The 14,667-nt window shown below is 51.3% G+C and carries 10 protein-coding genes; all 10 read left to right on the plus strand.

Features of this window, described 5'->3' with window-relative positions:
* Window positions 1-11 precede the first annotated feature (11 nt).
* The 10 genes from ACU70B_RS01605 (at window position 12) to ACU70B_RS01650 (ending at window position 14,405) form a co-directional block, all read left to right on the plus strand.
* Window positions 12-1,358: an acetyl-CoA hydrolase/transferase family protein gene (locus ACU70B_RS01605; protein WP_447184617.1), complete on the plus strand. Its 1,347-nt coding sequence runs from the start codon at window positions 12-14 to the stop codon at window positions 1,356-1,358.
* Between the two features lie 25 nt (window positions 1,359-1,383).
* Entirely contained in the window at window positions 1,384-2,541 is a 1,158-nt protein-coding gene (locus ACU70B_RS01610; protein ID WP_447184618.1) for an acyl-CoA dehydrogenase family protein, read from the plus strand.
* Window positions 2,542-2,575: 34 nt separating this feature from the next.
* The gene (locus tag ACU70B_RS01615) at window positions 2,576-3,937 is read left to right on the plus strand and encodes an acetyl-CoA hydrolase/transferase family protein (protein ID WP_447184619.1); all 1,362 of its coding nucleotides are present in this window, start codon (window positions 2,576-2,578) and stop codon (window positions 3,935-3,937) included.
* A 279-nt stretch (window positions 3,938-4,216) separates the two neighbouring features.
* Window positions 4,217-6,220, plus strand: coding sequence for an excinuclease ABC subunit UvrB (gene uvrB, locus ACU70B_RS01620; RefSeq protein ID WP_447184620.1), 2,004 nt, complete (start codon window positions 4,217-4,219; stop codon window positions 6,218-6,220).
* A 40-nt stretch (window positions 6,221-6,260) separates the two neighbouring features.
* A complete protein-coding gene (gene uvrA / locus ACU70B_RS01625) occupies window positions 6,261-9,083 on the plus strand; it encodes an excinuclease ABC subunit UvrA (protein WP_447184621.1) in 2,823 nt (940 codons plus the stop codon).
* A gap of 12 nt (window positions 9,084-9,095) precedes the next feature.
* On the plus strand, window positions 9,096-10,892 hold the full coding sequence (gene uvrC / locus ACU70B_RS01630; protein WP_447184622.1) for an excinuclease ABC subunit UvrC: 1,797 nt from the start codon (window positions 9,096-9,098) through the stop codon (window positions 10,890-10,892).
* Between the two features lie 122 nt (window positions 10,893-11,014).
* Window positions 11,015-11,371 (plus strand): phage holin family protein, encoded by a 357-nt coding sequence (locus ACU70B_RS01635; RefSeq protein ID WP_447184623.1) that lies wholly within the window; start codon window positions 11,015-11,017, stop codon window positions 11,369-11,371.
* Between the two features lie 109 nt (window positions 11,372-11,480).
* On the plus strand, window positions 11,481-12,278 hold the full coding sequence (locus ACU70B_RS01640) for a Cof-type HAD-IIB family hydrolase (RefSeq protein ID WP_447184624.1): 798 nt from the start codon (window positions 11,481-11,483) through the stop codon (window positions 12,276-12,278).
* A gap of 14 nt (window positions 12,279-12,292) precedes the next feature.
* Window positions 12,293-13,252 (plus strand): ROK family protein, encoded by a 960-nt coding sequence (locus ACU70B_RS01645; RefSeq protein WP_447184625.1) that lies wholly within the window; start codon window positions 12,293-12,295, stop codon window positions 13,250-13,252.
* 121 nt (window positions 13,253-13,373) lie between these two features.
* Window positions 13,374-14,405, plus strand: coding sequence for a bifunctional phosphoglucose/phosphomannose isomerase (locus tag ACU70B_RS01650; protein ID WP_447184626.1), 1,032 nt, complete (start codon window positions 13,374-13,376; stop codon window positions 14,403-14,405).
* Window positions 14,406-14,667: the final 262 nt, after the last annotated feature.

Genomic DNA, 14,667 nt, shown 5'->3' on the forward strand with positions numbered 1-14,667 from the left:
GGTTTAAAATAATGAACTATCAGGCAATGTACAAAGAAAAGCTGGTCAGCGCCGATGAAGCGGTAAAAGTTGTCAAGTCCAACGACACGGTAATGTACGGATGGTTTGTTACCTTGGCTTTTGACCTGGATGCGGCCCTGGCCAAGCGCAAGGATGAATTGAGAGATGTATACGTAATGCTTGGCACTGCTATGCATGTACCGGAAATCGTAAAGGCAGACCCGGAGGGAGAACACTTTGTTTTTAATGATTATTCCTTTGGAGTGGTATCCCGGAAACTGAATGAAAAAGGACAGGCCTACTTTATACCGGAAGCCTATCATGAAATTCCCGACTATTACAGGAAAATCAGACCGGTAGATGTGGTATTCCTGCCGGTAACTCCCATGGATGAGCATGGATTCTTTAATATGAGCAGTACCTGCTCGGTCAACCCGGCGGCATTGCAGTCAGCCAAACACGTTGTATTGGAAGTCAACCGTTCGCTGCCTTTCACCTACGGGGTTGACAACAATGTGCATATTTCCCAGGCGGATTATGTGGTGGAAAGTTCAACTAATCCTCCGCTTTTTGAAATACCCAAGGTTAACGCCAATGAGATCGACCGCATCATCGCGTCTTATCTGGTGGAAGAAATCACCGACGGAGCCTGCCTGCAGCTGGGAATCGGCGGCATGCCCAATTGCGTGGGGGAAATGCTGGCCGATTCGGATATAAAGGATTTGGGTATTCACACCGAAATGCTGGTGGATTCCGTGGTTGACCTCTATGAAGCCGGGAGAGTAACCAATATGGCCAAGAATATAGATAAAGGCAAAAGCGTTTACACTTTCGCCATGGGTTCTAAAAAGCTGTATGACTATATTGACCGCAATCCCGCCTGCTGCGCTTATCCGGCGGATTATACCAACTGTCCCGGGGTAATTGCCAGCATCGATAACTTTGTTTCCATTTGCGGTTGCCTGAACGTTGATATTCTGGGTCAGGTTTCCTCAGAATCCATAGGTTTTAAACAGGTTTCCGGCACCGGCGGGCAACTTGATTTCCACTTTGCTTCCTTCCATTCCAAAGGCGGAAAAGGATTTCTCTGCATGCCTTCCACCAATATGAATAGAAAAACCGGTAAAAAGATGTCCAGAATCGTTCCGGCATTTCTGCCCGGTACGGTAGTAACAGTTCCCAGTTCCTTGACCAATTATGTGGTTACCGAGTATGGCATCGTCAATCTCAAGGGAAAATCGACCTGGGAAAGGGCAGAAGATTTAATATCCATAGCCCATCCCGATTTCCGGGATGACTTAATCAACGAATGCAAAAAAGCCAATATCTGGAGACCCAGCAACAAGATTGCTATTTAAAACAGGCATCAAGGAGGAGTAATTAATGGATTTCGTATTGACGGATGAACAGAAAATGACCCGGCAAATGGCTAGGGATTTTGCCACCAATGAATTAGCGCCTTATGCCATGCAATGGGACAAGGACGACCACTGCCCCCTGGATGTCATTGCCAAGATGTACGATCTGGGCCTGACCACCGTAGGCGTGCCGGCGGAATATGGCGGACCCGGCCTGGACAATGTCTCCCTATGCGGGGTTATGGAAGAACTGGCCCGTGGGGATGCCGGCCTGGCCACCGCGGTCATGGCGTCTACGGGGCTGGCTTCCGACCCGGTTCTGGTGGGGGCCAATGATGAACAAAAGAAATGGTGGTACGGGCGTATGATGGAAGGGGCCATCGCCGCCTTTTGCCTGACCGAACCGGGAGCAGGTTCCGATGCCCTGGGCATGGCCACCAAATGCGTTAAAGACGGTGGCGACTATATACTGAACGGCACCAAGCAGTTCATTACCAACGGAGAAATCGCCCAGCAGTTTACGGTTCTGGCCACCCTGGATAAAAAACTGGGCAACAAAGGGATCTGTGCCTTTATGGTGGACCGGGACAGCGCGGGCATATCCATCAGTAAAAAAGAAGACAAGCTGGGCATCAGAACCAGTTGCACCAACCAGGTTGTATTTGAAGACGTACGGGTACCTGCCAAGAACCTGCTGGGAGCAGAAGGGCAGGGCATGAAGATTCTTATGCAGACCCTGGATTTAAGCCGGACCGGAGTTGCAGCCATGGCAACCGGTATTTGCCAGGCTTCTCTGGAAGCAGCCTTGCAGTATGCCAATGAAAGACAGCAGTTTGGCAAACCCATCAGCGCTTTTCAGGGTGTACAGTTCATGCTGGCCGACATGGCTATATATACTGAGACTTCCAGACTCCTGTATATGAAAGCCGCCAGTCTGCAGGATGCCGGCCTGCCGTTTAAATCAACCTCATCCATGGCCAAAGCCTGGGCGGGAGACGCAGCCGTAAAGGTATCCTGTGACGCTATTCAGGTATTTGGCGGCTACGGCTACACCAAGGAATACCCGGTGGAGAAATACTATCGGGATGCCAAGATCATGCAGATTTATGAGGGGACGGCCCAGGTGCAGAGAATGGTCATCGGCAAAGACCTCAGCAAGAACGGATATACCCCTTATTTTTAAAAATAAAATATGACTATGTAAAGGAGGTCATAGCATGAGCGGCAGTTATTGGAATGAATATAGAAGCAAATTATGCAGTGCCGATGAAGCGGTCAAAATTGTTAAATCAGGCGACCGGGTAAATTTCGGGCAAATCGTCACTCCTACGCTGGAACTGGACCAGGCTTTGGCTAAACGCAGAGATGAATTGCAGAATGTCTATATCATTTCCTCCAGTATGATGCATTATTGTGAATGCGCCAAATGCGATCCCGGCCAGCAGCATTTTATAATGAATGATCTGTCTTTCTCGGTAGCGGAAAGGAAGATGCAGGCAGACGGATTAGTCTACCATATCCCCGAAGTCTTGCACGAAATCCCTGAATTTTTCAGGCGCCGGCCTTCCGATGTGGTATTCTGCTGCGCCGCACCGATGGATGACCGGGGCTATCTCAATCTCTCGGTTACCGGTTTGAGTCTTGGCGCTCAGTTGGAAACGGCTCGGCATATCGTGGTTGAAGTCCATGACACCCTGCCCCGGGTGCATGGACCCCATACCCAGTATCTGCATATTTCCAAAGTCGACCGTGTGGTTGAGGTCGAGAACAGCCAGTTGCCTCTGCACCTGCCGGTAATTGAACCGACTGATATCGATAAGCAGATTGCGGAGCACATAGTGGAAGTGATTGAAGACGGCGCCTGTCTGCAGCTGGGTGTGGGCGGAACCCCTAATTACGTGGGTACAATAATTGCCGGATCCGATTTAAAGGATCTGGGTGTGCATACCGAACTTCTGGCTGACGCCTATGTGGAGATGTATGAAGCCGGTAAAATTACTAACATGAAGAAAACACTCAACGTAGGCGTATCGGTAGCAAATTTTGCCATGGGGTCAAAAAAATTATATGAATTTGTGGATGATAATCCGCTGGTACATGTATATAACACCGATTATACCAATGATCCTTATGTAATTATGCAGAACGACAAGGTCATATCCATCTGCAGCTGCATCAATGTAGATATCCTCGGGCAGGTTTCCTCGGAGTCGGTTGGACGGCGCCAGATTTCAGGAACAGGTGGACAGATGGACTACCATTTTGCCGCCTTCCATTCCGAGGGCGGCAAGGGAATCGTATGTCTGCCCTCCGCCCGTTTCAACAAGAAAACCGGCAAATACGAGTCCAATATCGTGCCGTCCTTTATCCCCGGTACCGTGGTCAGCCTGCCCATTTCCCTGACCGGCTATGTGGTTACCGAGTATGGCATGGTCAACCTCAAAGCAAAATCCACCTGGGAAAGAGCCGAAGCCCTGGTGTCGATATCCCATCCTGACTGCCAGGATGAACTGGTCAAGGCCTGCCGGGAAGCTAATATATGGAGAAAAAGCAACAAGATTCTTGGCAGTGCGGGTTAATCATGCGGATAGTCAAAGGATAAACCTGAATTTATACCGGAATCCTGGTGGGGGGTTATGCTGAAATCAGGGAGGCTGCGGTTTTGTTTTAACTTCAGCCTCTCTGAATGTTTTTATACCCTTGCGCCCCGCCTTTTTCAGGCTCCGCAATCTCCGTTCCGTCTTGTTATCCCTTTAAAAAGGTTTTTTGTAATGCTTGCCCTGCCGCTATACGGTTTGCTATTATAATCTGAGGAGAACAATTGTTTGTCCCCGGGATCATGTAAGTGAGGTAAAAAAATGGGGAATTTTATGCTACACTCGGACTATAAAGCTACCGGCGACCAGCCCGAAGCTATCAAGGGATTGGCCGCAGGGCTGAATCAGGGCTACCGGGAGCAGACCCTGTTGGGGGTTACCGGCTCCGGCAAGACCTTCACCATGGCTCAGATCATCGAGCAGCAGCAGCGCCCGGCCCTGGTTATGGCGCCCAACAAGACCCTGGCCGGACAGCTCTATTCGGAATTTAAGCAGTTCTTTCCGGAAAATGCGGTGGAGTATTTTATCAGTTATTATGACTACTATCAGCCCGAGGCTTATGTACCTCATACCGACACCTATATTGAAAAAGACTCTTCCATAAACGATGAAATCGACAAGATGCGCCATGCGGCTACCGCATCCATCCTGGAACGGCGCGATGTGATAATCGTAGCCAGCGTGTCCTGCATCTACGGCCTGGGGGCTCCTGACGATTACTATAAATTAGCCATATCTTTACGTCCGGGGATGGAACTGAGCCGTGACGAGCTGCTCCGGCGGCTGGTGGAGACCCACTATGAGCGCAATGATTATGCTTTCAGCCGAGGCTATTTCCGGGCCCGGGGGGATGTAGTGGAGGTCTTTCCCGCATCTGCCGGGGAAAAAGCTATCAGGATCGAATTTTTTGGTGACGAAATAGACAGAATCATAGAATTTAACCCTATAACCGGCGAAGTCTACGGCCGCCGCATCCATGTAATGATCTTCCCGGCCTCCCACTTCGTTACTACCTGGGAACATATGCTGGAGGTGGCCGGAGACATAGAGGAAGAGCTGGAGCAGCAGCTTAGCCGGTTCAAAAGCCAGGGAAAACTGCTGGAGGCCCAGCGTCTGGAACAGCGCACCCGTTACGACCTGGAAATGATAAAAGAAGTGGGCTACTGCAAGGGCATAGAAAACTATTCCCGTTATATTACGGGACGGGCTCCGGGAGAACCTCCCTATACCCTGATCGACTTTTTCCCGTCTGATTTTCTGCTCTTTATGGATGAATCCCATATCTCCGTACCCCAGGTGCGGGGGATGTATGAAGGCGACCGCTCCCGCAAGCAGAATCTGGTGGACTATGGCTTCCGGCTGCCGTCGGCGCTGGATAACCGCCCCCTGAAAATTGATGAGTTCTATAATAAAATAGGACAGGTAGTATATGTGAGCGCCACCCCGGGAGATGGGGAAATAAAAAGAAGCGCCCAGGTGGTGGAACAGATAATACGGCCTACCGGCCTGATTGATCCGGAAGTACAGGTCAGATCCACCGAAAACCAGATTGACGATCTCATGGCCGAGATCCGGGCTACGGTAGCCCGAGGATTTCGGGTACTGGTGACCACCCTGACCAAACGGATGGCGGAAGACCTGTGTGATTACCTGGCTGATGTCAAAATCCAGGTACGCTATATGCATTCTGATATAGATGCCCTGGAGAGGCTGAATATCCTCAGGGATCTGCGTAACGGCGATTTCGATGTACTGGTGGGAATCAATCTGCTGCGGGAGGGCCTGGATTTGCCGGAGGTGGCCCTGGTAGCTATTTTGGATGCGGATAAGGAAGGCTTCCTGCGTTCGGAAAGGTCCCTGATTCAGACCATCGGCCGGGCCGCCCGCAATGTCGAAGGGCGGGTACTGATGTATGCCGACCGTATTACCGAATCCATGAGCCTGGCTATAGATGAAACCAACCGGCGCCGCCGGCTGCAGATTGAATACAATGAAAAGAACAATATCACCCCGGAAAGCATCAAGAAGGCGGTATATGCAGCAGTGGAAGCCACCATCGCGGAAGAACCGGCGGATTATGATATTAACGGACTGACCCAGCTGCCCCGGGAGGAGCGCCGGCGCTTCATCACCGAGATGGAACTGGAGATGCAGGCTGCTGCCGAAAGGCTGGAATTCGAACGGGCCGCCCAGCTCCGCGACGCCATCAGGGAACTGCAGCAACCCGCCCGGAGCAAACGGGGCAAAGCGAAGAGAAGAAAATAAAGAGCCGATGTTGCAGCTTTAACGTCTCAGGAGGATTATCGTGAAGGATTATATATATGTAAAAGGAGCCCGGGAGCATAATCTTAAGAATATCGACGTAGTCATCCCCCGGGATAAACTGGTGGTCTTTACCGGAGTGTCGGGCTCGGGCAAGTCCAGTCTGGCTTTTGACACCATTTACAGTGAAGGCCAGCGGCGCTATGTGGAGTCGCTTTCCACCTATGCCCGCCAGTTTCTGGGGCAGATGGACAAACCTGATGTGGATTACATCGAAGGGCTCTCCCCGGCTATATCCATAGACCAGAAATCGACTTCCAACAATCCCCGTTCCACGGTAGGGACGGTGACCGAAATCTATGACTATCTGCGCCTGCTTTTTGCCCGGGTAGGTACGCCCCATTGTCCTCATTGCCACCAGCCTATCCGGCGGCAGACGGTGGACCAGGTGGCGGACAGCCTCCTGAGTCTGCCCGACGGCAGCAAGATCAAGGTGCTGGCTCCGGTGGTCCGGGGGCAGAAAGGGGAGCATAAAAAGACCATCGCCAACCTTTTGCGGGACGGTTTTGTCCGCTTGCTGGTGGATGGCTACGAATATACCTCGGATGAAGAGATTTTACTGGACAAAAACAAAAAGCATAATATCAGTGCCGTGGTCGACCGGCTGATAATAAAGGAAGGCATCCGCAGCCGCCTGGCGGAATCGCTGGAGCTCGCTTTTCAATTGAGTGAGGGCTTGGTGATGGTTCACCGCCTGGAGGAGGAGGGGGAACAGGAAATGATGTTCAGCCAGGACTTTTCCTGCCCCGATTGCGGATTCAGCCTGCCGGAGCTGAGCCCCCGCATGTTTTCTTTTAACAGTCCTTTCGGCGCCTGTCCGGAATGTGACGGCCTGGGGGAAAAACGGGAAATTGACCCGGCCCTGGTTCTGGATGTGAACAAAAGTCTGGCTGATGGGGCGGTAATCCCCTGGTCCAATAATTTCTATACCTTTTATAACCAGATTATGGCTACCATGGCCCAAAAGCACAAAATACCGCTGGATCAGCCGGTTAAAGATTTAAGCCGCAAACAGCGGGATATCATTCTCTATGGCAATGGCGAGGAGCGTTTCAAGGTCAACTATACCAACTCCTACGGTGAGGCCAGTTCCTTCCGCAGCAGCTATGAAGGGGTGATTAACAACCTTAAACGCCGCTACCATGAGACCAAATCCGAAGCCATGCGCGAAGAAATCGAAAAGTATATGACCTCGAGCCTCTGCCCCCGCTGTCAGGGGAAAAGGCTCAAGCAAGAGATACTCTGGGTATTGCTGGAGCATAAATCCATAAGCGAAGTAAGCTCAATGTCGGTGCGCGAAGCCTGCCGGTTTCTCACGGAACTGCAGCTGAATGAGAGGGAAGCCTACATTTCCCGTCAGATAATCAAGGAAATCAAAGAAAGGCTGACCTTCCTGGTAGACGTGGGGCTGGACTACCTGACCCTGGACCGGGCGGCGGGAACCCTGTCGGGAGGGGAAGCTCAGCGCATACGTCTGGCTACCCAGGTGGGCTCCAGCCTGGTGGGGGTGCTATACGTGCTGGACGAGCCCAGCATCGGTTTGCACCCCCGGGACAATGACCGTCTGCTGGCTACCCTGAAGCGCTTGCGCGACCTGGGTAATACCGTGGTAGTGGTGGAGCATGACGAGGATACCATAAGAAGTGCCGATCATATTGTCGATATCGGCCCCCGGGCCGGCATCCATGGGGGAGAAGTGGTGGCCCAGGGCAAGCTGGAGGATATAATTGCCAGCGGGCATTCCCTTACCGGTCAATACCTTTCGGGGCGTATGGATATAGAGATACCGGGCCGGCGCCGGGTCGGCAACGGCAAATCCCTGCTGGTGAAATCCGCTTCCCAGCATAACCTGAAAAACATCGATGTAGACATACCTCTGGGTAAGATGGTGGTTATAACCGGAGTGTCAGGCTCGGGTAAAAGCACCCTGGTGGAAGATATCATCTATCCCGCCCTGATGAAGAAACTGCACGGGGGCAGACACCGCCCCGGCCGGCATGAAGGACTGAGGGGAATCGAGGAAGTAGACAAAGTTATAAATATAGACCAGTCTCCCATAGGCCGGACTCCACGCTCCAATCCGGCTACCTACACCGGTGCTTTTGACGGGATTAGGGAGCTCTTCGCCAGCACCAACGAATCCAAGATAAGGGGCTACAAACCGGGACGATTCAGTTTCAATGTCCGTGGAGGACGCTGTGAAGCTTGTTCCGGAGATGGCATCATCAAAATCGAGATGCATTTTCTGCCGGATGTCTATATACCCTGTGAGGTCTGCAAGGGCAAACGTTATAACCGGGAGACCCTGGAGGTAAAGTACAAGGGCAAGACCGTAGCTGATGTACTGGAAATGACAGTTGACGAGGCGGTCGATTTTTTTGAGAACATTCCCAAGGTACACCGTAAATTAAAGACCCTGCAGGATGTAGGTCTGGGTTATATCCGCCTGGGGCAGCCGGCGCCATCTCTCTCCGGGGGAGAAGCTCAGCGGGTTAAGCTGGCTAGTGAGCTGTCCCGGCGCTCCACCGGTAAAACCATGTATATACTGGATGAGCCTACCACCGGACTGCACAAGGATGATGTTAAACACCTGCTTAGCGTGCTAAACATTTTAGTAGACAATGGCAATACCGTTCTTATTATCGAGCATAACCTGGATGTGATAAAAACGGCCGACTATTTAATCGACCTGGGGCCGGAAGGCGGCGAAAAAGGAGGAGAAATAATAGCCCGGGGAACCCCGGAAGAAGTAGCCCAAAGCCCGATTTCTTATACCGGTAAATATTTAAGGGATGTTTTAAAATAAAAGGTGGTATCTATGTTAAAGGAACGGTTGCGTAATGTACCCCTGAAGCCGGGGGTTTATCTTTACCAGGACAGGGATGGCCGGGTTATTTATGTGGGCAAGGCCAAAGCCCTGCGTAACCGCATGCGCTCTTATTTCCAGTCCCCGGATAAACTGCATCCCAAGGTACGGGCCATGATGGCCCGGGTGGCTGATTTTGATTATGTCGTCACCGGCAGCGAAGTTGAAGCCCTTATCCTGGAAAACAACCTGATTAAAGCCTATAAACCCAGATACAATATCCGATTGCGGGATGATAAGACCTACCCCTACCTGAAGATAAGCATAGGCGAAGCCTATCCCCGCCTTTCCCTGGTAAGGGAAGAGAAAGATGGAGTCAGCCGCTATTTTGGTCCCTATACCGATGTCACCTCTCTGCGCGAGACCATGAAGCTGTTAAATCTGGTCTTTCCTCTGCGCACCTGCAAGACCTTAAGGACGGGCATACGGCCCTGCTTGAACCGTGATATCGGACGCTGCCTGGCTCCCTGCAGCGGAGAAACAAGCACGGAAGAGTACCGTCAGGTAGTTGATTCCCTGCTCGACTTCATGGAAGGCAGATCCCGCGAACTTTTGCAGCAAAAAGAAGAAGAGATGAAAAATGCGGCTGCCCATCTGGAATTTGAGAAGGCCGCACGTTTGCGCGATCAGATAGAAAGCATAAAGAAAATCGGTGAAAAGCAGAAAATCAGTTTTGAAAACCCCTACAACCTGGACATGATTGCCCTGACCGGAGAGGAAAGAGAAAGCCTGGTTCTGGTTTTTAAAATCCGGGGCGGTGCTATTATGGCCAAAGGCACCTTCTGGCTGAACCGGGCGATTGATGAAGATGAAGCCGAGCTGATGGAATTCTTCCTCAAGCATTACTATGATGAACGGCCGGATATACCGGGGGAGATACTGGTCTCCCATCTGCCGGCGGAAATAGAAGTGCTGGAATCCTGGCTCAGGGCCAAAAGCGGCCACAAGGTGGTGATGCGGGTACCGCAGCGGGGGGATAAGAAAGGTCTCCTGGATATGGTCCTAAATAATGCGGCCTTGCTCTGGCAGGAGAAACACGATAGAGAAGAGAACAACCTGGCAATCCTTAAACACTTGAGCCAGGTGCTGGAACTGGAGGTAATCCCGGAAAGGATAGAGTGTTATGACATATCCCACCTGGGAGGAGAAGAAACGGTGGCTTCCATGGTGGTTTTTACCGGCGGGGCAGCAGACCGCAAGGCTTACCGCCGCTTTAAGATGAAGTCAGATCAGAATGATGATTTCGCTTCATTGAGCGAGGCCCTGGAAAGGCGCTTTAAGCGGGCGCGGGAGGGAGATCCGGCATTCCTGCCGGAGCCGGATTTGATTATAATTGACGGTGGCGCCGGCCAGGTCAATGCGGTTAACAACGTGCTCAAGGCTATGCGGGTAGACATACCTTTGTTCAGTCTGGCCAAAAAGAATGAGGAAATTTATACCCCGGGGCCGGCTCATCCCCTGCGTTTGCCCCGCCGCGACGAAGCCCTGCAGTTGCTGCAGAGGCTAAGAGATGAGGCCCACCGTTTTGCCATTGAATACAATCGCCAGCGCCGGGCCGGAAAAGTCAAAGCTTCAGCCCTGGATAAAATTGAAGGTATCGGGCCGACCCGCAAAAAGAAGCTCTTAAGCCATTTCGGTTCCGTCAAGGCTATACGGCAGGCTTCACTGGAGGAACTGGGCCAAATATCGGGCATGACCCGCCAGGCCGCCGAAAATGTCTATAATTACTTCCATGGCGGCACTTTTTAAATTTTTTTAAAGATTTCCCGGGAAATAAATCGTTAAGCTTGCAAATTATGTTAGAATAATTGCAAACCCGTTGATTATAAATGTAAACAGGTGAAAGCTAATTGTCGAGGGGGGGTATATCGATGCATGGTTGGGTTATCAGGTGGCTGCTGAGCATTCTGGCCCTTATTTTGACGGCAGCAATTATACCGGCTTTTCATCTTACTGTTTGGGCGGCTGTAGTCGGGTCAATATTTTTGGGAGTTATTAATGCCGTTATCCGCCCTTTGTTAATAATCTTAACTCTGCCCCTGAATATTATAACCCTGGGACTGTTCACCCTGGTTATCAATGGTTTCATGTTGTGGATTACTTCCATAACTATCCGCGGCTTTGATATCCAAGGTTTTGGCTGGGCTATACTGAGTGCTCTGATATTCAGCCTGCTGAGTTTCTTGATAAGTTTTCTGGTCGAGGATCGTACATTTTACTTTAAATAAAGGGTATACTAATACAAAATGTTCTTAAAAGCCGGGCATCAGCTCGGCTTCTTGGCATCCATGCATGTCGATGACCTGATTTCCCCTAAGCCAAAGGAGGTTTTCGCGGTTGGTCAAATTAGTGGCTATAGATTTGGATGATACTCTGCTGGACTCGGGTTTGAAAATAGCCGATAATTGCCTGCGGGCTATAAGCGAGGTACAGCAAAGGGGGATTCTGGTTACCCTGGCTACCGGCCGCATGTACCGTTCCGCCTTACCCTATGCCAGGCAGATAAAAGTAGATATTCCCTTGATAACCTATCAGGGAGGGCTGGTAAAAAACTCGCGCTCCCAAGAAGTAATTTACTACCGCCCCTTGCCGTCGGCGCCGGCAGCCGAGGTGGTTCGATTTTTCCGAAGCAAGAGGGTTCATTATCATAGTTATCTGGAGGATCAATTAATGATGGAAACGCTCACCGAGGAAGGCCTTTACTATGAGAGCCTGTCAGGAATAAAGGCGGTCATGGTTGACGACCTGGTGACGGTTGCCGGCAGCGGAGACGCTATGAAAATTATGGCGGTAACCGAGGACAGGAAACTCTTGTTAAGTATGGAACGGGAATTAAAAGACCGGTATGGGGAGAAGCTTAATATTACCCGTTCCAAACCTTTTTTCCTGGAGGTTATGGCACGGGAGGCCAATAAGGCGGATGCTCTGCGGGTGGTAGCATCCCATTACCACGTAAGCCGGGCTGAAGTAATGGCGATAGGAGACAGCTATAATGACCTGGAGATGCTGGAGTGGGCAGGAGTGGGAGTAGCCATGGGAAATGCCTGGGAAGCGGTAAAAGAAGCTGCCGATTTTGTAACCCGCTCCAATGATGAAGATGGTGTTGCCGAAGCCCTGCGTAAGTACATACTGTAATTGGGGGTTATTATTTGCGCGAACTGGTACTGGCGGTTGACCTGGGGGCCACTAAAATATTGACCGGTATTGTCAGTATAGATGGTGCGATACTGGGTCGGAGCCGTGTGCCTACTCCCGGGGATAACCCTGACGGGGCACTGAATATGATTGCAGATAGTGCCCGTGAATTGATCAGGGTTTACGAAATCAGGGAACAGGAAATCACCGGAATAGCGGTTGCTACTCCAGGGCCGCTGGCTTTTCCCGAGGGAGTAGTAAAGGATTCTCCCAACCTTGGCTGGGGAGAGGTAGAGTTTCGGAAAGAAATGAGCCGGCGATTCGGTCGTCCGGTTATAGTTGAAAAGGATACCAACATGGCTGCAATAGGGGAGCATCGCTATGGCCGCTACTCCAACTGTCAGGAGCTCTTATATATTACCGTCAGCACCGGTGTGGGTGCAGGAATAATTACTTCGGGTAAATTATACCGGGGGAGGTCCGGTGGAGCCGGAGAATTTGGCCATATGGTTATAGAGGCCGGCGGCGCCCGGTGCAACTGCGGACGCAGGGGCTGCATGGAGGCTCTGGCTTCAGGCAGTTCCATCAGCCGGCATTTGGATGAGATGTTCAAGCAGGGTTCAGGCCAGGGAATACTGGCATGTACCGCTTCAGGAGTTAAGCCGGGTGCCCGGGAACTGGGCAGGGCCGCCCGGCAGGGAGATCAGGAGGCCAGGTCAATGATTGCCCGGTTGGCGGAATATCTGGGAATTGGCATAGCCAATATGGTAAATGTTTTGAATCCGGAAGCAGTCGTACTGGGAGGGGGAGTCATGCTGGGTTTAAAGGATCTGCTGCTGCAGCCGGTACAGGAGTATGTCTTCCGGCATACTTTTGCCTTGAACCGGGAGCATTTAGCGCTTGATTGTACTGAACTGGGAGATGATGTAGTTTTGTATGGCTGTGTGGCAGCGGTATTAGAAAACAGATGTTAGATGGCAGGCGCAGGTAAGCATATTTTCACATATGACGGCTTGCAGCCCGGGTATTGGCCTGAGAGCCGGACGGTTGTCCGTTGGGAGGCGGAAGATAATAAATAATGAGGGGGAAAACAGCTTGAGCAATATGACAGCGGAACAGATGATGGAATACCTGTATGGCTTGCCGGAACAGTTTGCCGGCAGTCTGGATCTGGATCTGGCATTTGCCTCCGGGTACCGAAAGGATTACCGCCAGATAGTAGTGTCAGGCCTGGGCGGGTCGGCTATCGGCGGAGATATTTTACGCACCTATGCTGCCGGAACGGCTAAAATACCTGTGGTAGTGGTGAGGGACTACAATGTGCCCGCTTTTGTGAACCAGGATACTCTTTTCCTGGCGGTAAGCTACTCCGGCAATACTGAAGAGACCCTCAGCGCCTATAGTGAGGCGCGGGAGAAGAAGGCATCGATAATATGCGTTACCACCGGCGGGAAGCTTAAGGCGCGGGCAGAAGAAGACGGCTATGCCGTAGTCGGGATACCAGCCGGGTTGGTACCGCGGGCCGCCACCGGGCATCTTTTTGCTCCCCTGGCGCTGCTGCTGGAGGAACTGGGAATAGTTGCCGGCGTTCGCCAGGAATTGGAGGAAACGGTAAAGGTTTTACGGGATATGCGGGGCAATCTCGAACCTGCTGCCCCGGCTTCAGCCAACCAGGCCCGGATTATTGCCCGGCAATTGAAAGGTTCACTACCGGTTATCTGGGGCACCTCAGGCATATCCGAAGCAGCTGCTCTGCGCTGGAAGGCCCAGATTAACGAAAATGCCAAATGTCCGGCCTTTTACAATGTATTTCCGGAGCTGAGCCATAATGAGATAGTGGGTTTTGAAGTCCCGCCGCAGTTATTGTCATCCCTGAGCTGCATAATTTTAAAAGACCAGTATGACCACGAACGGGTCAAACGACGGATAGAGATAAGCAAAGGCATAATCAAGGATCGGGTCAAGAGCATAGCGGAAGTAAACAGCCAGGGTGAATCCTACCTCGCCCGCTTTTACTCCCTGGTCTATATCGGGGACTATGCCAGTGTCTACCTGGCCCTGGAATATGGCATAAATCCCACTCCGGTAGCAGTCATCGACTACCTTAAGGCCGAATTGGGGAAATAGAATAATACGTAAACAGATGCGGATCACACGGATTTGTAGGATTAACGCTAATTTTTTAAAACCAGCTATACGCTGGTTTTTCTATTGAGCTGTCTAAAGCCGGCGGAATATGCACACATTATGTACAAGATGAAGCGCGTCTCACCGTTAATGGCAGGAGACGCAGCCCTGGGAAACTCTGTTTTCCAATTAACCGTTCATGCCCCGAGGATGAAATCACTAATGAAGATATAAGCCGGGGTTAAGCAAAAAGCTGCGTGAA

The sequence above is a fragment of the Syntrophomonas curvata genome (assembly GCF_052976825.1).

What these genes read in the sequence shown, in the direction of transcription:
- uvrC (WP_447184622.1), top strand. Translation starts at nt 9,096, where the DNA reads ATGTTAAAGGAACGGTTGCGTAATGTACCCCTGAAGCCGGGGGTTTAT.
- uvrB (WP_447184620.1), top strand. Translation starts at nt 4,217, where the DNA reads ATGGGGAATTTTATGCTACACTCGGACTATAAAGCTACCGGCGACCAG.
- ACU70B_RS01635 (WP_447184623.1), top strand. Translation starts at nt 11,015, where the DNA reads ATGCATGGTTGGGTTATCAGGTGGCTGCTGAGCATTCTGGCCCTTATT.
- ACU70B_RS01610 (WP_447184618.1), top strand. Translation starts at nt 1,384, where the DNA reads ATGGATTTCGTATTGACGGATGAACAGAAAATGACCCGGCAAATGGCT.
- ACU70B_RS01605 (WP_447184617.1), top strand. Translation starts at nt 12, where the DNA reads ATGAACTATCAGGCAATGTACAAAGAAAAGCTGGTCAGCGCCGATGAA.
- ACU70B_RS01615 (WP_447184619.1), top strand. Translation starts at nt 2,576, where the DNA reads ATGAGCGGCAGTTATTGGAATGAATATAGAAGCAAATTATGCAGTGCC.